This window comes from Parasphingorhabdus sp. (assembly GCF_039982415.1).
Classification (GTDB): Bacteria; Pseudomonadota; Alphaproteobacteria; order Sphingomonadales; family Sphingomonadaceae; genus Parasphingorhabdus.
The window spans coordinates 85,172-105,160 of sequence record NZ_JBDWYL010000008.1 but is presented as its reverse complement, the minus strand read 5'-3'; the positions used below and the strand labels follow the sequence as shown (position 1 = coordinate 105,160).

General features: G+C 50.9%; 20 protein-coding genes. 14 read left to right on the top strand and 6 right to left on the bottom strand.

Going from position 1 to position 19,989, the window contains the following annotated elements; translation table 11 throughout:
* The first annotated feature begins 36 nt into the window (after positions 1 to 36).
* From glyA to ABJU74_RS13065, 3 genes are read left to right on the top strand one after another with little or no spacing between them, the layout of a single operon-like run.
* Positions 37 to 1,326, top strand: a complete 1,290-nt coding sequence (glyA, locus tag ABJU74_RS13075; protein WP_348384930.1) for a serine hydroxymethyltransferase — start codon at positions 37 to 39, stop codon at positions 1,324 to 1,326.
* A gap of 14 nt (positions 1,327 to 1,340) precedes the next feature.
* A complete protein-coding gene (gene nrdR / locus ABJU74_RS13070) occupies positions 1,341 to 1,817 on the top strand; it encodes a transcriptional regulator NrdR (RefSeq protein ID WP_348384705.1) in 477 nt (158 codons plus the stop codon).
* On the top strand, positions 1,814 to 2,545 hold the full coding sequence (locus ABJU74_RS13065) for an RNA methyltransferase (protein ID WP_348384704.1): 732 nt from the start codon (positions 1,814 to 1,816) through the stop codon (positions 2,543 to 2,545). The genes nrdR and ABJU74_RS13065 overlap by 4 nt, the downstream gene beginning before the upstream one ends.
* 12 nt (positions 2,546 to 2,557) lie before the next feature.
* Here the strand turns inward: ABJU74_RS13065 and ABJU74_RS13060 are convergent, their stop codons facing one another.
* Positions 2,558 to 2,869, bottom strand: coding sequence for a chorismate mutase (locus ABJU74_RS13060; protein WP_348384703.1), 312 nt, complete (start codon positions 2,867 to 2,869; stop codon positions 2,558 to 2,560).
* 231 nt (positions 2,870 to 3,100) lie between these two features.
* On the opposite strand from ABJU74_RS13060, the gene rpsD reads away from it, so the two are divergent.
* Positions 3,101 to 3,715 carry a 30S ribosomal protein S4 gene (rpsD, locus tag ABJU74_RS13055; RefSeq protein WP_348384702.1) on the top strand — a complete coding sequence of 205 codons (615 nt, stop codon included), beginning with the start codon at positions 3,101 to 3,103 and terminating at the stop codon, positions 3,713 to 3,715.
* 68 nt (positions 3,716 to 3,783) lie between these two features.
* Here the strand turns inward: rpsD and ABJU74_RS13050 are convergent, their stop codons facing one another.
* Positions 3,784 to 5,742 (bottom strand): S9 family peptidase, encoded by a 1,959-nt coding sequence (locus ABJU74_RS13050; RefSeq protein WP_348384701.1) that lies wholly within the window; start codon positions 5,740 to 5,742, stop codon positions 3,784 to 3,786.
* Positions 5,743 to 6,017: 275 nt separating this feature from the next.
* Between ABJU74_RS13050 and ABJU74_RS13045 the strand changes: the two genes are divergently transcribed.
* The 6 genes from ABJU74_RS13045 (at position 6,018) to aguB (ending at position 13,069) form a co-directional block, all read left to right on the top strand.
* Positions 6,018 to 7,610, top strand: coding sequence for a M28 family metallopeptidase (locus tag ABJU74_RS13045; RefSeq protein WP_348384929.1), 1,593 nt, complete (start codon positions 6,018 to 6,020; stop codon positions 7,608 to 7,610).
* A 20-nt stretch (positions 7,611 to 7,630) separates the two neighbouring features.
* Positions 7,631 to 8,608 (top strand): agmatine deiminase family protein, encoded by a 978-nt coding sequence (locus ABJU74_RS13040; RefSeq protein WP_348384700.1) that lies wholly within the window; start codon positions 7,631 to 7,633, stop codon positions 8,606 to 8,608.
* Positions 8,609 to 8,696: 88 nt separating this feature from the next.
* A complete protein-coding gene (locus tag ABJU74_RS13035) occupies positions 8,697 to 10,217 on the top strand; it encodes an FMN-binding glutamate synthase family protein (RefSeq protein WP_348384699.1) in 1,521 nt (506 codons plus the stop codon).
* Positions 10,218 to 10,290: 73 nt separating this feature from the next.
* A complete protein-coding gene (locus ABJU74_RS13030) occupies positions 10,291 to 11,151 on the top strand; it encodes a hypothetical protein (protein WP_348384698.1) in 861 nt (286 codons plus the stop codon).
* Positions 11,152 to 11,210: 59 nt separating this feature from the next.
* Entirely contained in the window at positions 11,211 to 12,068 is an 858-nt protein-coding gene (locus tag ABJU74_RS13025; RefSeq protein WP_348384697.1) for a methyltransferase, read from the top strand.
* A 149-nt stretch (positions 12,069 to 12,217) separates the two neighbouring features.
* A complete protein-coding gene (aguB, locus tag ABJU74_RS13020) occupies positions 12,218 to 13,069 on the top strand; it encodes an N-carbamoylputrescine amidase (RefSeq protein ID WP_348384696.1) in 852 nt (283 codons plus the stop codon).
* Between the two features lie 24 nt (positions 13,070 to 13,093).
* On the opposite strand, the gene ABJU74_RS13015 is transcribed toward aguB, so the two are convergent.
* Positions 13,094 to 13,747 carry a uracil-DNA glycosylase gene (locus ABJU74_RS13015; RefSeq protein WP_348384695.1) on the bottom strand — a complete coding sequence of 218 codons (654 nt, stop codon included), beginning with the start codon at positions 13,745 to 13,747 and terminating at the stop codon, positions 13,094 to 13,096.
* 50 nt (positions 13,748 to 13,797) lie between these two features.
* Positions 13,798 to 14,160: a DUF3597 domain-containing protein gene (locus tag ABJU74_RS13010; protein WP_348384694.1), complete on the bottom strand. Its 363-nt coding sequence runs from the start codon at positions 14,158 to 14,160 to the stop codon at positions 13,798 to 13,800.
* Between the two features lie 237 nt (positions 14,161 to 14,397).
* Between ABJU74_RS13010 and ABJU74_RS13005 the strand changes: the two genes are divergently transcribed.
* Together ABJU74_RS13005 and ABJU74_RS13000 are read left to right on the top strand one after the other, a co-directional pair.
* Positions 14,398 to 14,970 carry a DUF937 domain-containing protein gene (locus ABJU74_RS13005; protein ID WP_348384693.1) on the top strand — a complete coding sequence of 191 codons (573 nt, stop codon included), beginning with the start codon at positions 14,398 to 14,400 and terminating at the stop codon, positions 14,968 to 14,970.
* 22 nt (positions 14,971 to 14,992) lie between these two features.
* Positions 14,993 to 15,373 (top strand): hypothetical protein, encoded by a 381-nt coding sequence (locus ABJU74_RS13000; protein WP_348384692.1) that lies wholly within the window; start codon positions 14,993 to 14,995, stop codon positions 15,371 to 15,373.
* A gap of 26 nt (positions 15,374 to 15,399) precedes the next feature.
* On the opposite strand, the gene ABJU74_RS12995 is transcribed toward ABJU74_RS13000, so the two are convergent.
* On the bottom strand, positions 15,400 to 15,858 hold the full coding sequence (locus tag ABJU74_RS12995; RefSeq protein WP_348384691.1) for an NfeD family protein: 459 nt from the start codon (positions 15,856 to 15,858) through the stop codon (positions 15,400 to 15,402).
* 18 nt (positions 15,859 to 15,876) lie between these two features.
* Entirely contained in the window at positions 15,877 to 16,836 is a 960-nt protein-coding gene (locus tag ABJU74_RS12990) for an SPFH domain-containing protein (protein WP_348384690.1), read from the bottom strand.
* A 102-nt stretch (positions 16,837 to 16,938) separates the two neighbouring features.
* Here ABJU74_RS12990 and ABJU74_RS12985 point away from each other — a divergent pair, with 102 nt between their 5' ends.
* Positions 16,939 to 18,453, top strand: a complete 1,515-nt coding sequence (locus tag ABJU74_RS12985; protein WP_348384689.1) for a M20/M25/M40 family metallo-hydrolase — start codon at positions 16,939 to 16,941, stop codon at positions 18,451 to 18,453.
* 62 nt (positions 18,454 to 18,515) lie between these two features.
* Entirely contained in the window at positions 18,516 to 19,982 is a 1,467-nt protein-coding gene (guaB, locus tag ABJU74_RS12980) for an IMP dehydrogenase (protein ID WP_348384688.1), read from the top strand.
* Positions 19,983 to 19,989 lie beyond the last annotated feature (7 nt).

The window sequence follows — 19,989 nt, the reverse complement described above, 5'->3', positions numbered from 1 at the left end:
GATCGAAGGAGAATAGGCGTGAGTAATGTAGCAGATATGCAGGATATCCGGCCCACCGGGTTTTTCGATTTCTCAGTCAATGAGAGCGATCCGGCTGTTTCGGAAGCGATTAACAGTGAAATGTCGCGGCAGCAGAATCAGATCGAACTTATTGCATCTGAAAATATTGTTTCGAAAGCTGTATTGCAGGCACAAGGATCAGTCTTCACCAATAAATATGCAGAGGGATATCCCGGTCGCCGCTATTATCAGGGCTGCGCACCGTCAGATGATGTCGAAACGCTAGCGATTGAGCGTGCCAAAAAATTGTTCAATTGTGGTTTTGCCAATGTTCAGCCGCATTCCGGGGCCCAAGCCAATGGGGCAGTCATGCTAGCTTTGACCAAGCCTGGCGATACCATTTTGGGCATGTCTCTGGATGCAGGCGGGCATTTGACCCATGGCGCGAAACCAGCGCAATCGGGCAAATGGTTTAACGCGATCCAATATGGCGTGAATGAAGACGATCACTTGATCAACTATGATGAAGTGGAAGCTTTAGCAAAAGAACATCAGCCCAAATTGATCATTGCTGGCGGCTCCGCTTATCCACGACAAATTGATTTTGCGCGTTTCCGTGAAATTGCAGACAGTGTTGGCGCTATTTTCATGGTCGATATGGCGCATTTTGCTGGATTGGTTGCCGCTGGCTATCATTCCAGCCCGCTCGACTATGCGGACGTCGTGACCACGACAACCCACAAGACATTGCGCGGACCGCGAGGTGGTTTGGTGCTGACCAATGATGAGGCGATTGCCAAAAAAATTAACTCAGCGGTTTTCCCTGGCCTGCAAGGCGGTCCTCTGATGCACGTCATCGCGGCCAAAGCCGTCGCCTTTGGCGAAGCCTTGAGACCAGAATTTGCCAGCTATTCTGCCGCGGTGATTGAAAATGCCAAAGTTCTTGCGGCCCGACTAAAGGAACGGGGAGCTAATCTTGTCGCTGGCGGAACAGACACGCATTTGGCGTTGATCGATTTGTCGCCACTTGGAATTACCGGCCGCGATGCCGATGAAGCTTTGGAACGAGCTGGCATTACCTGCAATAAGAACAGCATTCCGAACGATCCGCAGCCGCCGATGAAAACCAGCGGAATTCGGGTGGGTTCGCCTGCCGGAACGACCCGGGGATTTGGGCCGGCGGAGTTTCAGATGGTGGGCGATATGATCGCTGATGTACTTGATGGCCTGCGCGAAAAGGGAGAAAATGGTGATCCCGCGGTCGAAGCCGATGTCCGCCAGCGTGTGCAGGCGTTGTGCGAGCGTTTTCCGATTTATCCAGAATAAGCGAACCTTAAACAATGCGTTGCCCCTTTTGTGCATTTGACGACAGCCAGGTAAAAGATAGTCGCCCGACGGAGGATGGGACCACCATCCGCCGCCGCCGGCAATGCGAAGGCTGCGGCGCCCGTTTCACCACCTTTGAGCGTATTCAATTGCGCGAGATTACAGTGGTAAAAAGCGAAGATCGCCGAGAAACATTTGACCGATCAAAAATTGATCTATCGGTTTCTCTCGCCTGCCGGAAGCGGGGTATTGCCCAAGAGCAAATGGATCAATTGGTATCCGGTATTCAAAGGCAATTGGAAACCAGCGGTGAAACCGAAATTCCATCAAAGCGGATTGGTGAAATGGTGATGGATGGCCTGAAGGGGCTAGATAGCGTTGCCTATATTCGCTTTGCCTCCGTCTATAAGGATTTTACCGAAGCCAAGGATTTCGAGGAATTTGCCGGTAGCGTGAAAGATGTTGCGATTACCGACGCCAAGTCCAAATGAGCAGCGGCAATCCGATCATCGTCCTTGTGAAGCCGCAATTGGGCGAGAATATCGGCAAAGCAGCGCGGGCGATGCTGAATTTTGGTTTGACCGAAATGCGGATTGTGGATCCCCGCGATGGTTGGCCCAATCCGGCAGCCGGACCAACTGCAGCCGGGGCAGATATCGTGCTCGAGCAGGCCGAGCTTTTTGATACAACAGCTGCGGCTGTTGCGGATTGTGCCCATGTCTATGCCACGACGGTCCGCAAACGCGGGATGACCAAACAAGTGCTTACCCCTGCGGCAGCCGCTGATGACATGGCCACGGCGAGTGGCCGATGCGCGATATTATTTGGCCCAGAGCGCTCAGGTCTGGAAGTTGTTGATGTCGAGTTGGCGCGCAAAATTATAACGGTGCCGATTAATCCGGAATTTGGTTCGCTAAATCTGGCGCAAGCGGTTGTCTTGATCGCGTATGAACTGTCGAAGCAAAATGATGCCGGGTTGGTGCAGCCAACGCTGGAAGCAAAACCACGCGAACCCGCACCGCAATTGGAATTGGATCGCTTTTATGAGCATCTTGAACGGGCATTGGATGAGGCGGGCTATTTTTATCCGCCGGATAGGGCACCGGCAACCAAGGTCACTTTGCGCAATATGATTACTAAACCAGCTTGGACCAATGAAGAAGTGCAAACCTGGCGCGGCGTTTTAAGCTCTTTGGAAAAGCCGTTTGTAAAAAAATAGCGTGTGCCGCTGTTAGCGTGTGCGCAATTGATCCCATTTTTCAAACTCATAGCTAATTGATGTTTCAATCAGCAATTCCCAAATCGCCGCCATGGTCGGCACTGGAATGCCGGTTTCGGCTGCGAGCTGTTTAACATTGTCGAGAACTTGGGCCTTGCGGGTTTCATCCCGCACCGCTTCCCGATCCTGCTTGATCCGCGCTGCCGCATCCATACAGGCAAATCGCTGAGTCATCAGGGCGATTAATTCGCTATCAATTCGGTCCACTTGTTCGCGGACATCGGTCATGGTTTCCATGGTGGGAAGCGTCGTCAAATTGGTCATGAGAGCGCCTTTAATCGGTGGCGCCGTGCAAGTCGAGTAAACAGAGTTACTTTAATGCAATTTTCCGCAGAAATTTGACACGGGAGGTGCTTGACAATTTCGCCGGAGATCGTCATAGGCCGCGTCTTGCAATTGGCTCCGCACCCCGGTGAAGCGGTAGCCGCGTTAATCCCCAAGGATTTTCGGTGCATTCCGGGACGACTATCGATAGCAAATTAAGGAGTCATAGAAATGACGAAACGTACCAGCTCGAAATATAAACTTGATCGCCGCATGGGTGAAAATATTTGGGGTCGCCCCAAATCACCCGTCAATCGCCGCGACTATGGCCCCGGTCAACATGGCCAGCGCCGCAAAGGCAAATTGTCGGATTACGGTATTCAGCTGCGCGCCAAGCAGAAGCTGAAAGGCTATTATGGCGACGTGACCGAGAAACAATTTAAGCGTGCTTATAAAGAAGCTTCGAGCATGAAAGGCGATACCAGCCAAAATCTTATTGGATTGCTTGAACAACGCTTGGATATGGTTGTGTACCGGGCCAAATTTGCACCAACAATTTTTGCAGCCCGCCAATTGGTCAGCCACGGTCATATTCGCGTCAACGATGTGAAATGTAATGTTGCATCACGCAAAGTCCAACCCAATGATGTGGTTTCCTTGAGCGACAAAGCCAAAGAGATGCTGCTGGTGATCGAAGCGCAAAGCCTGCCAGAGCGTGACATTCCTGAATATGTTACGCCCGATGGTACCGATAAGGTAACCTATGTGCGTGTACCTACGCTGGATGAAGTGCCTTATCCGGTTACGATGGAACCCAACCTGGTTGTCGAGTTTTACTCACGCTAATCATCATTTCCATTTTACTAAAAAGGGCGGCCCATTGGAGCCGCCTTTTTTATTTTACGAATGTTTCGCTATTTGGGAAGAAATTCCGAAGATTTCTTCAGCATATCAATCCTGACATCGGAGCGTGAGAGACTATGCGCTAGCCCTTTATACTCGATCAACGTAACGGATTTTCCAGCATCCCGAAGCTTATTCTCCATGAGCTTGGATTGGTTGATTCGAACATTTGTGTCATAGTCGCCGTGAAACAATAAGACGGGCGCTTTTATTGCAGCGGCATTCTGCGCCGGAGAACCTTGTTTGATATGCGGCCCATTCCCAATGCGATCATCAGCCACTGCACTGTTATAATAATTGTTATTGTTCCGTTTTTTGAGTGATAAATCCGTCACTGGAGCAATAGCTACCACGGCTTTAAACAAATCTGGAAAAGTCGCCGATGATTGCAACGCGGCATAGCCGCCATAGGACCACCCGACAATGGAGAGCGCGTCCGGTTTGGCAATACCTTCATTGATCAGCCATTGGCCGCCGGCTGAAATATCACCAATAGCTGTGCGCCAGGACTTATAGCCATTGTTAAGGAACCATTGTTCTCCATAGCCAGATGAACCGCGGAAATTTGGCTGCAAGACGGCAAAACCTTGACTGACATAATATTGAGCGAGCCAATCAAATCCCCATTCATCGCGTGCTTCGGGACCGCCATGCGGCATCACAATGGCCGGCAAGTTTTTACCCGTTCCGCCCACTGGCAAGGTTAAATATCCAGGTATCATTGTGCCATCGGTGGCCGGATAGGTGACCGGCTTTACCTTCGCCAGTTTGTTATTCTCTACGGAAGGGCGCACGCCCAGCAGTGGACGCAATTGTTTGCTTGTCTTATCAAACAAAAAATACTGTCCTGGATCAACATCGGATCCTGCCCAGATGAGCAGCTTATTTTCATCTAGACTGGCGTCGGCAAATTGGATTGAATAATCTGGCCCCAAAGCCTTTCCAAGAGCGGATGCCAATTTATCAAGTGCTGGATCAAAATAGACTCCATGACGTTTCTCCGTGGCGTAACTGACGCCAACAACTCGTCGTTCACGGCCGATTCTTATCAACCCATCAACATCAACTTCATCATGTGAATACACGACTTTTTTTTCGGCGCTGCCATCCAAAGCGACCGATAAAAGTGCTTGGCGACCATTATGAGGTCCAAATCCATATACACGATTAGTTTTTGGATCTACGGCATAGGGGTTGAATCCAGTGCGATTGGCATAATCTAGTCTTCCCAAAGAGACCCAATCATTGTCAGATTCATAAAAATATTGAATTTGGCCACTATCGAGTTCTGTACTGCCTTTTTTGATGCGGCTGCCTTTAACCCGGACATTACCCAAACCATCTGTAATATATTCTGTGGCTTCCTTTTTTGGGCGTTCCATCATTTTGGATCTACCGGTAAGCGTGTCTATCTTTTCGACCGCCAAGCCGCTGCTGCTTTTGCTAATCCGCGTGTTAACATTTGCTTCTTTCAGATGATTGCGTGCCATCAAGACCATATTATCTTCAAGCGGGAGCCAATCGATAATATAGCCACCGCGCAAACTGAAGCCGATGGCATTACGCGGTTGCTTCTTGCTCAACAGCTTGGGATTGCTGCCATCTGCGTTGACCGCAAACATGTTCGAAAAACCGAATATATTTCCGGCATATTTTTCTAAGCCGCCGGTCTGACAAGCGAGTCTTTCATTTGAAACCCACCCACACCAGAATAAATTTTCTGGTTCACCAGAGGTGGTTGTAACCCGTACCGGTTCGTTTCCTTTGGTCAAATCAATAGAATAAAGATCGGTCTGTAATCCTGGACCGGGAGAAACAAACGCAATTTTGGTTCCATCAGGCGAAAGACTAATATCTTGAATCGAAGGCATGGAACCAAATATTGTGGCTTGATCGTTCGCTAAAGCCGGTACCGAAATCGAATAAACGAAAATAGAGGCCGCAGCGAGCGGCTTGGAAAATTTCAACAATTATGCCCCCTAATGTTACAATACTGTAAGCTGATTTACAGAAACAGTATCTGCAGGTGTAATATAGAACGCAAGAGGGAATCTATATTTCTATCTGATTGTCTTTTGGGCATGGCTTGCGCTTGCCTCAGGTCTCTGCCACTAAACCTGCAATAGCCAAAAAAGTGTAATCGATAAGAGGATTTGAAATGCAAATAAAAAGGTTGGCATTTTCGCTGTTGCCGGCATTGGCGCTGACGGCCTGTGTGGTGCAAGTGGACAAAAACGAAGCCGCAATGGAGCTTCCTGAAGTGGCTGCGCCGGAATTGTCTCTCGACACAATGCGCGACATTACAAGAGAATTATCGTCGGATGCGTTTGAAGGGCGGGCGCCGGGAACGGTAGGAGAAGAAAAAACCTTGGCGCTTTTGACTGCGAAATTTGCTGAAGCTGGGATTGAACCGGGCAATGGTGACAGCTGGTATCAAGATGTTCCGCTGGTTTCCATTGAAGCGAAGAATGTTTCGGCTCTGACGGTCAAAGGCGACGCTGAAGCGATGGATTTTGCTTATGGTCCTGAAATGGTGATTACATCCTATCAAGAGCAAGCGAAAATTGATGTGACGGATAGTGAAATGGTCTTTGTCGGCTATGGCATTAACGCGCCCGAGCGGGAATGGAATGACTATGACGGCGTAGACGTCAAAGGCAAAACGGTCGTGATTTTGGTCAATGACCCTGATTTCGGAACGGAAAGTCTGGAAGGTGAATTTGGTGGCAGGGCGATGACCTATTATGGGCGCTGGACCTACAAATATGAGGAAGCGGCGCGTCAGGGTGCCGCTGCTGCATTGATCATTCATGACACAGCGCCTGCTGCTTATGGTTGGAATGTCGTGGAATCCAGCTGGAGCGGCCCGCAATTTTATGCGCAATCTGCCAATGGCGGTGCGGACCAGACCAAAGCCAATGGCTGGATCCAAAAAGAGGTTGCGGCGAAAATATTTGCCAGTGCCGGTCAGGATCTCGACCAGATGATGACCGCGGCTCGCAACAAGGCCTTTAAAGCTGTGCCGTTGGGACTGACAGCATCCATGTCTTTTGAGAATGATATTGGCAAGATGAATAGCAAGAATGTCATTGGGATGATCAAGGGTAAAACCCGGCCAGATGAATATGTTCTCTATACCGCCCATTGGGATCATTTGGGCCGCTGTAAACCGGCACCAGATGGCGATGATATTTGCAACGGCGCTGTCGACAATGCCACCGGCACGGCCGCCTTGGTTGCACTGGCTGAAGCGCATGTGAAAGCCGGAACGCCTGATCGCAGCATTTTGTTTCTTGCTGTGACCGCGGAAGAATCGGGGTTATTGGGATCGAAATATTATGCCGAAAATCCGATCTATCCACTGAACAAGACGGTCGGCGGTGTTAATATGGACGCCTTTGCAATGGCCGGGCCGGCAAAAAATATCGTGGTTGTCGGCAAGGGCAAATCGCAGCTTGACCGCTATCTTGAAGGCGCTTTGACCGTAGAGGGACGTGTGGCCGAGGCCGAGCCCACCCCGGAAAAAGGGTTTTATTATCGGTCGGACCATTTCAGTTTCGCGAAATTGGGCGTTCCGATGATCTATTTTGATGGTGGTGAAGATTTGATCGAAGGCGGCCGTGCTGCTGGCGAAGCGGTGAGCAAAGACTATACCGAAAATCGTTATCATGGCCCCAAGGACGAGTTTGATCCAAACTGGAATTGGGACGGCGTTATGGCAGATCTGAAAGTCTATTATACCGTCGCTCGGATGTTAGCGATGACGGAAGATTGGCCAAATTGGAACGAAGGCGATGAATTTCGCGATATTCGGGACAAGAGCTTGGCCGACAGCTAGGCCTTCGGTCGGGACGGACGATGAGATGGCCCGCCGAATGGGAACCGCATGAGGCGGTGTGGATCGGCTTTCCTGGTAATCCGACAGAATGGCCTGAATATCTGGCGGAGGCACAACAAGAAGTGGCCGCCTTCGCCAATATTGTCGGCGATCAGGGTCGCGGTGAGCAAGTGCTGTTGGTTTGCCGCAATGCCGAAGATGGCCAAAAAGCGCAGCAATATGTGGATGCATGCATTAAGATTGTCATTCACCCTTTTGGTGATATTTGGTTACGCGATACCGGCCCGATTATCGCCAAAAATTCGATTCAGCGCTGGGCGCAGGATTTCGGATTTAACGGATGGGGCGGGAAATTTGACATGGCCGGTGATCAGGAAATCGGTCGGCGTCTGGCTGACGAAATGGGCCTTGCCGTTACTCACCATGACTGGGTTTTGGAAGGCGGAGCCATTGATGGCGATGGGCAAGGCATGCTGATCACCACCGAACAATGTGTCCTGAATCCCAACCGCAATCCCTCTTTGACCAAAATGCAATTTCAGTCCGGACTGAAAGCCGCGCTAGGGGTAAAGTCAATCTGTTGGTTTGGTGATGGGCTTATCGCTGATCACACGGACGGACATGTGGACAACCTCGCTCGTTTTGTTGCTGCTGGAACTGTAACTATCGCGCAAGCGGAGGATGCTGACGACCCTAATGGCGAAATTTTCGATCTTGCAGCCGAGCTTGCGGAAGCGGCGGAATTGCATGTGTTGCGAATGCCTTCAGTAGGAAAATATGAGCAAGACGGAGCATTGGTTCCGGCGAGCTATTTGAATTTTTATATCGGCAATAATCAGGTTGTTGTTCCGCAATATGGTACCAAAAATGATGGGCGAGCGATAGAGACGCTAGCATCCTATTTTCCCAGTCGGACGGTTATCGGCCTCTCCAGCCAAGCTTTGTTACGCGGTGGTGGTAGTTTCCATTGCATTTCTCAGCAAGTGCCCGCCAGCTAGAAATATGTAACGTCCCGGGATAAACCAGCGAACTATGCGAGACGGAAGCATGGTGATAGATTGCGTCCGCGAGTTTTAAGGAGAATGCATGGCCGATAGTATCTTGAGTGTATTGAGCACATTGACATATATTTTGGTGTTTCTAATTGGCCTGGGATTGGCCGTGGTGGTGATATTTTTCATCGTCGATATCACCCAAAAGCAGGATGCTGTCCGCCGCAACTATCCGGTAATTGGCCGCTTTCGCCATTTGTTCAGCAGCTTGGGTGAATTTTTCCGGCAATATTTCTTTGCGATGGACCGCGAAGAAATGCCTTTTAACCGGGCGGAGCGGGAATGGGTCGGCCGCGCCGCTAAAGGCACCGGCAATACAATTGCTTTTGGATCGACCAAAAATCTGGATCCGGCCGGCACACCTATTTTTGTCAATTGTCCTTTCCCGACATTGGAAAAAGATGCTGCGGAAACGGCGACATGCATTTTGGGGCCTTATTGCGAGACCCCTTATGAAGCCCAGTCTTTGTTCAATATTTCGGCGATGAGCTTTGGTGCTTTGTCTGTACCCGCCGTGCGCGCTTTGTCTCATGGTGCAAAAATGGCGGGCTGCTGGATGAATACCGGGGAAGGGGGTTTGTCGCCCTATCATCTTGAAGGCGGCTGCGACATTGTCTTTCAAATTGGTACGGCGAAATATGGCGTGCGCAACGCCGATGGCAGTCTCAGTGATAAAAAGCTCCGTGCAATTGCAGCCCATGAACAAGTGCGCATGTTTGAAATCAAAATGTCGCAAGGAGCCAAGCCCGGTAAGGGAGGTATTTTGCCGGGCGCAAAAGTCACGGAAACCATCGCAGCAGTCCGCGGCATTCCCGAAGGCGAGCCGTCCATTTCTCCCAATCGTCATCCCGAAATTAATTCGGTCGGCGATATGCTGGACTTTGTTAGCCATGTTCGGGCTGTTACCGGCAAGCCCACGGGTATCAAGGCGGTTGTTGGCGCATATGGTTGGTTGATTGAATTATGTGAAGAAATTCACAAACGCGGAATTGAGAGCGCACCGGACTTTTTCACATTGGATGGCGGCGACGGCGGAACCGGGGCCGCGCCTATGCCGTTGATGGACAATGTCGGATTGCAACTGGATGAAAGCTTGCCGATGCTATCCGATATCTTACACCAATATGGTTTGCGCGAACGGGTGCGCATCATCGCGTCAGGCAAGCGGATTACGCCGAGCGAAGTGGCATGGGCTATTTGTGCCGGCGCCGATTTCGTCAACAGTGCGCGCGGTTTCATGTTCTCCCTGGGCTGCATCCAGGCGATGAAATGCAATAAAAATACCTGTCCAACGGGCATAACCACACATGATCCGCGATTGCAGCGAGGGCTTGATCCAACCGATAAAAAGGTCAAAGTTGCAAATTATTGCAAAAGCCTAGTGCATGAAGTGGAGGTGCTGGCGCATAGCTGCGGGGTTGACGAACCGCGACAATTGGGCCGCAAACATGTCCGGATCGTTCAGGATAATGGCAAATCTTTGCCGCTCGATATACTCTATCCAAGACCAGAGATTTTGAAACAATTCAAAGCGATAGAGCCAGTCTCTGGATAAACAGCTTTGCATGGTGGTGAAGGTCATTTATGTCTTCGCCACCAAGAGATTCCCCATCTGAAAGGTTCCTATAATGAAGACGAAGATTTTTTCCGCTGGTTTGGCGACCGCCTTGCTCACTTTAGTGGCTGGCCCCGTCGCGGCAAACCATCATGCCAAAGACGGTGCGGCGCACAAAGATGCTGATCTGGCTGCTGTTATCAAACATGATCGCCGCAAAGCGGACCAGCCTCGTGATATCTATCGCAATCCAGCCGAGACCTTGGCATTTTTTCAGATTAAGCCCTCACATATTGTTGCCGAATACGGCCCCGGTGGTGGCTGGTATACGCGGGTCTTATTGCCTTATATTAGCAGCAGCGGACAATATCTTGCGGTGAACGGAAATAGCGACAGCATCACCTTTTCCAATCGCGCGAGAGAAGCGCGGTTCAAAAGCTGGCCGGAGCGCTTCCCAGATGCGGCGGCAGAGTGGACCGGTGTCGCAGCAGATAAAATAGCCGCCTTCGAAAGTGATGAAGTATCGGATGATTATAAGGGTAAAGTGGACCGGATCGTCATTTTCCGTTCGCTTCATGGTATGCTGAATGGCAATCGCGCGGATTCCGAATTGCGGGCTTTGCGGGAAATATTGGCAGATGACGGTATGATCGGGGTCGTACAACACCGCGCTAATGCCAATGCTCCTTATGCGATTTCCAATGGCACCAAGGGCTATTTGAAAGAGGCGTCGGTAATCGCGCTGTTTGAACTTAACGGCTTTGATCTGGTGGGTAAGTCGGAAATAAATGCTAACCCCAAGGATGAAAAAAATTACGAAAAAGGCGTTTGGACCTTACCGCCGGTATTGACCAACAAGGATGAGAACCGAGCGAAATATGAAGCCATAGGGGAATCCGATCGTATGACATTATTGTTCAAGAAGCGTGCATAATCGGTTATAAGCTGGTCGTAGAGAAGTCGACTGAGCAAGCCTTTTGGGCGAAAGGATGGATGATGAAAAAGAAACTGTTGATAATCGGTGCGCTGAGCGCGCTTGGTGCAGGGTTTATGGTACCCGTTGCCGCGAAGCATCATGCTAAAGACGATATGGCCAAGCAAGTGAACTTGCGTACGATCGTCACTCACGAGCGCCGCGCGGATGACAAAGCCCGCGACAAATATCGGCGGCCTGCGCAAACCATAGGCTTCTTTGGCATCAAAGAGAGTGACACGGTGGTGGAATATGTCCCCGGTGGGGGCTGGTATACGCGCATTCTGGCGCCCTATGTCGGCAGCAAAGGCAAGTTTATCGGTTTGACCTTCGCGCCTGATCCGCTGCCCTTTGGTGATGAAGCGAAAGAGCGTATTCGCGGTTTTCCAGCCAAGTTCCCGAATGATGTTGCGGAATGGACTGGGCTGCCGGCAGATACAATATCGGCTTATACAGCGGATGCCGTTCCTGAAGAGGTTCACGGAACCGCTGATTTTGTGATCATACCGCGCATGATGCATAATTTGATGCGGTGGGATGTTGCCGATAGCGAAATCCGTGTGATGCGCAAAATGCTCAAAACAGGCGGTCTGGTTGGGATTATCCAACATCGCGCAAAAGAAGGCACACCCTTTAGTTATGCCGATGGAAATAAAGGCTACTTATTGACCGATACGGTTGTCAAATTTATGGAATCGCAGGGTTTCGAGCTGGTCAGTAAATCAGATATTAATGCCAATCCAAAGGACACAGCCGACTATCCCAAAGGGGTTTGGACCTTGCCGCCGCGCTATGCCGAGGGTGATGTAGAAAAAGCCAAATATACCGCCATTGGAGAATCGGATCGCATGACATTATTGTTCAAAAAGCTTCCTTGATTTTTGAACTCTGTTCCGGGCTATCCTTTGGCTCGGAATGACGGTATTTTTTCGCAAAGCCCCATTCGGCCGGGACCGTGTCTTGTTTTTGATGGCCGGTCCGAATGGGCGTTTCCGGGAGCGTTTCGGTATCAAGCTACGAGAATGACATGACCAAGAAACTAGCCGTTGCCGCCTTGCAGCTCAGCTTGTCCGGTGATGAAACCGAAAATATTGAAGCGGTTTGCGATCACGTCGCCGAGGCTGCAGGGCAGGGCGCTCAGATTATTTTGCCACCGGAGCTTTTTGCGGGGCCGTATTTTTGTAAAGCGGAAGATGAAGCGCTTTTTGCCTTGGCCAAAAGCGTTGAGGACAGCGCTGCTGTGAACGCCATGGTAAAAATGGCCAAGACATTTCATGTCGCCATTCCGGCGAGTTTCTTTGAACGCGATGGGCACCATTATTATAACAGCGTCGCGATGATCGGTCCCGACGGTGACATTCTGGGTGTTTATCGCAAAAGCCATATTCCCGATGGTCCGGGTTATGAAGAGAAATTTTATTTCCGGCCGGGCAATAGCGGATTTAAAATATGGAAGGTTTGCGGGACCACCATTGGCGTGGGGATATGCTGGGACCAATGGTATCCGGAAACCGCCCGCACGATGGCTCTTATGGGAGCGGAGATATTATTTTACCCCACGGCCATCGGATCAGAGCCTTATGATACTGATCTCGATACCAGCCGGATGTGGCGACGGGCCATGCAGGGCCATGCCGTGAGCAATTGCATGCCGGTCGTGGCCAGTAACCGCATCGGTGCCGAAGGGGATCAGACATTTTATGGGCATAGTTTCATCGCCAATGAATGGGGAGATTTGGTGTTGGAATATGGCGCTGAAGAGTCAGGCGTGTTGGTGGCCAACTTTGATCTTGATCAAGCGCGTAAACATCGCGCGGGCATGGGATTCTTCCGCGATCGTCGACCGGAACTTTATGGGCGGCTTGTCACCGATGTCTGATCGGATATTGTAGAAAGCCCGGTTTCATGGCTTTTTTGCCAATGTTTGACGAAAAACAGCTTCAAACATTTCCGGCGTAAGGCGTTTGGTATTCACATTATACCGGCTGCAATGATAGCTGTCGACGAGCACAAGACCGCCCGGCAATAGATGTTCTGCTCCATGGGCAAACTTATAGTCTGCCAATTTCGCTCCGGTCATACGAACCACGCTGTCATGGGCAATTTTGCCCAGCGCAAGGAGGACCTGCAATTCCGGCAAGCCCTTAAGCGCCTTTTTCATAAAAGGCCGACATTTGGTAATTTCCGGACCAGTGGGTTTGTTTTCCGGTGGCAAGCATTTAACGGCGTTGAGAATGATTGTGCCGTCCAAAGCGACGCCATCATCAATATGGGATTGAAATATCCCGGTCGATAATCCTATTTTTGCCAATGTTGCAAAGAGCAAATCGCCGGATGCATCTCCGGTAAACGGACGGCCGGTGCGATTGGCACCTTCTTTTCCAGGGGCAAGGCCAACAATAGCGAGCCAGGCAAGTGGGTCGCCAAAGGCCGGAACCGGGGCATTCCACCAATCCGGTTTTTCCGCCCGAAGAGATTTTCGTAATTGCACCAAGCGCGGACACCGCCGGCAATTATGCGGCGCTTCGGCAAAAGGAAGGGGGCTATGATTGCGCATAGCCCCCACCTAGATCATTTAGACGATTCGTCCAGCAAAGGGCTGAAATATTAGTCTTTCAATTCTGCTGGGACGATGCCGCCATTGGCTGCAATTTCGGACATAACCCGTTTGTGCAAAGCGATATTGTCTTCCGCAGAACCGGCATAGCTGGCATTGCCCAATTCTTGGGCGAGCGCTTTGCGATTCTCATAGCTCGCGTCAATCTGAACCAATTTCATCAGGTCGACGATCGAGGATTGCCAGTTCAATTTGTCCGAACCGGGAATACTGTTCAACCGCGCTGTCACATCAACTTCGGTAATGGCTGCACGGGCAGCTGGCGCCGCTTCTGCTACAGGTGCTGCTTCTGGTTCCGCAGCCTTGGCTTCACCGCCAAAAATTGCGCTTTTAATCTTTCCAAAAATACTCATGATTTGCTCCTCATTGGTTGCTCCTCGGGTTTGCAATCCAACCCTTAAATACTGTAATCGGATTTACAGGAGCGGGAGTCAAACAAACGATTGCCTTTTTCATCGCGATAACCTGTCTAACAGTGTAAAGACTTGTAAAGCTTTCTATATGGACCGTTTTGAGGGCTAAAACCTGTTACAGTGTGCGCTGAACACTAGAATCAGGAAAAGGCCCGTCCGGGCCAGAGGAGAAGGCTCTTGAGTATTTTGGAAATATTGCAGCAATCCGGTGGCATTGAAACAATGGCGCGCGAACTTGGGGTGAATGAAAGCGTGGCACAAGCCGGAGCAGCGGCATTGCTCCCTTCGATCTTGGGCGGGTTTAAAAAGACAACCCAGGCGCAACCGGGTGGTTTAGACGGGCTAGGCGGGTTGCTTGGACAATTAGGCGGGGGGGGGCTCCTCGACAGCGTGTTGGGCTCACAGCCGACTCCAGTAAATCAAGGCAATGAAATATTGGGTCAGATTTTCGGGTCCAAAGAAGTCAGTCGAACCGTGGCTGCAGGCGCCGAACAACAAACCGGGATAAGCAGCGACTTGCTCAAGAAAATGCTTCCCATCGTTGCGATGATGGTCGCGGGATATATGGCCAAGCAAGGCGGCGACACATCCGGTGGCGGCGGATTGGGCGGTCTGATTGGCGGGCTGCTCGGTGGTGGATCCAAAGCCTCTTCAGGCGGCTTGGGAGGCCTGGCCTCTTTGCTTGACCTTGACGGTGATGGAAACCCGCTTGATGATATTATTGGAATGGCCGGGAAATTGACTCGCTAACGATTAACGCAAGGAGAATATTATGGGACTTTTAGATAGTGCACTCGGAATGCTGCCCGACAATGTGAACTTGGACAGCCTGGCTGAAAAAGTGGGCATGTCTGCAGAAGAATTGAAATCAGGTGGCGAAGCTTTGTTCACCAAATTGCAGGATGGCAGTGTTGATAAAGCGACTGCGATTAAAGAAGCGGCGGCGGAAGCTGGCGTTGATGCAGAAAAACTCAAAGGCTTGATGCCCGCTATGGCCGAAAAAGCCGGACTTGATGGCGAAGGCGGTCTCATGGACAAGCTGGGTGGTGAAGACGGACTCTTGGGTAAAGTGGGTGGTTTTCTGGACCGTGATGGCGACGGTAATCCCCTCAATGATATTACCGATATGGCCAAAGGCTTTTTCAAAAAATAGACAGCATCGCGGGTTATGTCTGACACTCAAGTGAGCTGGTCGGGCATTGCTTCCAAAATTAATATGCTGCCAGATACATCAACGATGCGCGCGGTTTCGCCCTTTTTTAGAGCGGGGCCGCGCGCTGACCATATGCCGTCCCCAACTTTAACGCGTCCGGATGTGGCATCCACCGGTTTGACAACTGTAACGGTCGTGCCAATCATTCGTGCCGCCCGGTCATTGAGCAGCGGGTCTTCGCTTTTCACGATATTGGTTAAATACCAGCGCCGTCCTAGCAATACGCTTGCAATAGTAGACAAGCCAAAAAGCGTCAGCTGACCCGCCAGGGTCAGTTCGATAAAGGTGTTGGCTATTCCGGTCACTGCAGCCGCTGCCGCCACCCACATTAAAAAAACGCCCGGTACGAAAATCTCCGCCAAAGCAAGGATCGCAGCGAGCGTCAGCCAGACATAGGCGGGATTGGTGGAAAATATTTCGGTCATATCGTGCCTATTGTGTGATTATTGCTCAAACGGTCCCTTGCGCCGGGGCTTGGGTGCCGAGGCAGCCGCAGCATTGTCGCCCAATGCTTCTTTGGCCAGTTCCCCGATGCCGCCCAAAGTGCCGATAAGCTGAGTGGCTTCCACGGGGAATAATATGGTCTTGGCATTTGGTGAAACCGCGAATTTTTCGACAGCTTTGACATAGTCTTGCGCAACGAAATAGTTGATCGCTTGAGCGTTGCCGGATGCAATAGCTTCAGACACCATCTGCGTGGCTTTGGCTTCGGCTTCCGCTTCGCGTTCGCGCGCTTCGGCATCCCGAAAAGCCGATTCTCGTCGCCCCTCGGCTTGTAAGATTTGTCCCTGCTTTTCGCCTTCAGACCGCAGAATTTCTGATGCACGTGCGCCTTCCGCATCGAGGATGTTTGCACGCTTTTCACGCTCGGCTTTCATTTGCGTGGCCATCGCGTCGACAATATCTTGAGGGGGCCGGATGTCTTTGATTTCAACGCGAGTAATCTTGATGCCCCAAGGTGTCGTGGCATCGTCGATGACGGTGAGCAGCCGCGCGTTAATCTCGTCGCGCTTGGACAGGGTTTCATCGAGATCCATTGACCCCATGACCGTCCGCAAATTGGTCGTAACCAGATTTAAAATTGCATTATAGAGATCATTGACCTCATAAGCCGCTTTTGCTGCTTCCAGCACTTGGAAAAAGACAACGCCATCGGTTGAGATCATCGCATTGTCTTTGGTGATGATTTCTTGCCCTGGAATATCCAGAACTTGCTCCATCATGTTAACCTTGCGGCCAACACGGTAGAGGAATGCGGGAAAGAAATTGAAGCCGGGTTTGGCGATGGTGGTGAAGCGGCCAAAATATTCAATTGTATATTCATAGCCCTGTCGAACAATTTTTATGCTTGCAAAAAGATAAATGATCACCACGATCAATATGAGCAATAAAACAAATTCCATGTCCAGCCATCCTCCAAAAAGTTGAGAGCATCATTGATTATTCTCAGCAAAATGCCAAGAAAAAAGCAAATTTTCCCCTCCGAAACAAGGTTACCATATTCCATGCGTTTTCTCATTTACGCCATCATGTTGGTCTTCTCGTTCTCGAGTAGTGCCTTTGCACAAGACATATCGGAACAAAATTTGCGCGATCATATCGAAATTTTGGCCAGCGATGATTTTGAAGGGAGAAAACCGGGCACGATCGGTGAAAACAAGACCGTCCAATATATTGCCAATGCCTGGATGCGGGCGGGATTGTCATCCGCCACTGGCACCGATTCCTGGTATGCCCCTGTCGCGCTGGTCGATCGTGCACCGCTGCAACAGGCGATATCCTTCGCTTATATGAAGGGTAATAAGCGCAAATCCGTGCGCATTGGGAGCGATCAAATCAAAGCACGGGGCGCGGATGCGCAAACCCGATTGATGGATCAACCGCTGGTCCATGTCGGTTACGGCAACCAAAGTGCTGAGCAGTTGCAAGCGGCCATATCGGGCAAGGTTGCGATGATGTTTCTAGCGGCTCCAGCAGGATCGAAAGATTTTCCGAGCTACCGTGTGCGAAAAGCCAAAATAGTGGCAGCGGGCGCCGCGGGTGTTATCTCGATCATAACAAATCAGGCGCGCTATAACCGCACGGTCAGGCGCTATCAAAGGAATAGCACTAGTCTTGATCAGTCCGGGGAGCATGCACCAGTCGAAGCGATCATGTTCGGCGAAGCGGCAGACAAGCTGCTTCGTAAAGCCGGAATTGACCATGTATTTTGGCAAGAAAAATTCAAGAACGAAGCCGCTGCGATCCTCGAAACCAACATCATGGGTAGCTTTGTCCTCGAAACACAAGTGCGGCGCTATGTTTCACATAATGTGATTGGCAAAATAGACGGCCGCAAACCGCAATCTGGTGCTGTCTTGTTTCTCGGTCATTGGGATCATTTGGGTGTGTGTCGCGGCGATTCAGCTGAGGATCGGATATGCAATGGCGCGGTAGACAATGCGAGCGGCATTGCCCTGTTGATCGAGGTGGCAAAAAAATTGGCCAAAGCCCCGCTCGACCGCGATATTTATTTTCTAGCGACAACGGCAGAAGAAAGCGGCCTGTTGGGCGCGCGTGCCTTTGTTGCTGCACCAAGCGTGGCATTAGACAGGCTGGTTGCGGTGTTCAACGCAGATACGGTCGCACTGGCTCCCAATGGTAAATTATTGGCTATCGTCGGTCGCGGAGAAACGCAGCTCGATTCCGATATTGAAAAACTAGCGGCCGCGCATGACCGGGAAATTGACAAAAGCGATAAAGCCAATGCTTTTATCAAAAGACAAGATGCCTATGTTTTTCTAAAACGCGGTATTCCGTCTTTCATGATTACGAGCGCATTTTCTGATCAAAAACGCCTCGATGACTATTTAAATGGCCGTTATCATGATGTCGGCGATGAGCTGGATGATTCGCTTTTGCTGGGCGGCGCGCGGGATGATGCGAATTTTCATGTCGAACTGGGCCGCTATTTTGGCACTATCGATAGCTATGCGGCATCCTCCGAAGCAAAGACAGCGCCGATTAGTTCTGGCGAATAGTTACAGAACTGATTACATGGGCCGCCACAGAATCAATTTACCCAATTAGAAAGTGGCCTTTCATGAGCAGCAAAGAAATCCGAACCGGCCTGACATTTGACGATGTTTTGCTGCAACCTGGTGCATCTGACATTGTCCCTAGCCAAGCCAATACCCAGACTTGGTTGACCAAGGAAATCGGCTTGAACATTCCGGTTCTATCGTCGGCCATGGATACGGTTACCGAAGCCGATATGGCGATTGTGATGGCCCAAATGGGCGGGATCGGCGTGCTCCATCGCAATTTGACATTGGAACAGCAAACCGCAGCGGTCCGTCAAGTGAAGCGATTTGAATCGGGTATGGTAGTCAATCCGATCACTATCGCTCCCGATGCGACATTGGCTGATGCCGAGGCGGTAATGGCACAAAATAAGATTTCCGGCATTCCGGTTGTTGAAAGCAGCGGCAAGCTTGTCGGCATTTTGACCAACCGGGATGTCCGGTTTGCCGAAAACCCCAAGCAACCGGTTTCCGAACTCATGACCAAAGATGATTTGGTGACCGTCCCAGTGGGTGTGAGCCAGGAAGAAGCCCGCCGGATGTTGCATCAGCGACGGATTGAAAAATTGCTGGTCGTTGATGATCGCTATCGCTGCGTAGGACTGATAACCGTCAAGGATATCGAAAAAGCGGTGACTTACCCCAATGCAACGAAAGACAGTTCTGGCCGCTTGCGCGTAGCGGCTGCTTCTACTGTCGGTGATGCCGGTTTGGAACGGACCGAAGCGCTGATCGATGCGGAATGTGATCTGGTGGTCATCGACACGGCCCATGGGCATAGCCAAATGGTGGCCAAAGCGGTGGAAGAAGTGAAAAAGCGTTCTAATCAGACGCAGATTATAGCAGGTAATGTCGCAACTGCGGCGGCAACCCGGGCCTTGATTGATGCCGGTGCTGATGGAATTAAAGTGGGGATTGGTCCCGGATCCATTTGCACCACGCGGGTCGTGGCCGGGGTTGGGGTGCCGCAACTCACCGCGATTATGGATTGCGCTGAAGAAGCTACAAAATCATCTGTTCCAATTGTCGCCGACGGCGGTTTACGGACCTCTGGAGATGTCGCCAAAGCCTTGGCTGCGGGCGCATCTTCCGTCATGGTCGGCTCGCTTCTGGCTGGTACCGAAGAGGCGCCGGGCGAAACTTTTCTCTATCAAGGCCGCGCCTATAAAAGCTATCGCGGCATGGGTTCTGTTGGCGCGATGGCTCGCGGATCTGCAGATCGGTATTTCCAGCAGGATATATCGGATCAAATGAAATTGGTGCCGGAAGGTATTGAAGGGCAGGTTCCGTTTAAAGGACCCGCTGGCGATGTTGTTCACCAATTGGTGGGCGGGGTAAAAGCGGCGATGGGATATACCGGTTCTGCGACGCTGGAACAATTGCGTGAACGCGCCGAATTTGTTCGAATTACCAATGCTGGCCTTCAGGAAAGCCATGTCCATGACGTCTCGATAACGCGCGAAGCTCCCAATTATCCGACGCGCTGAAAGGCGA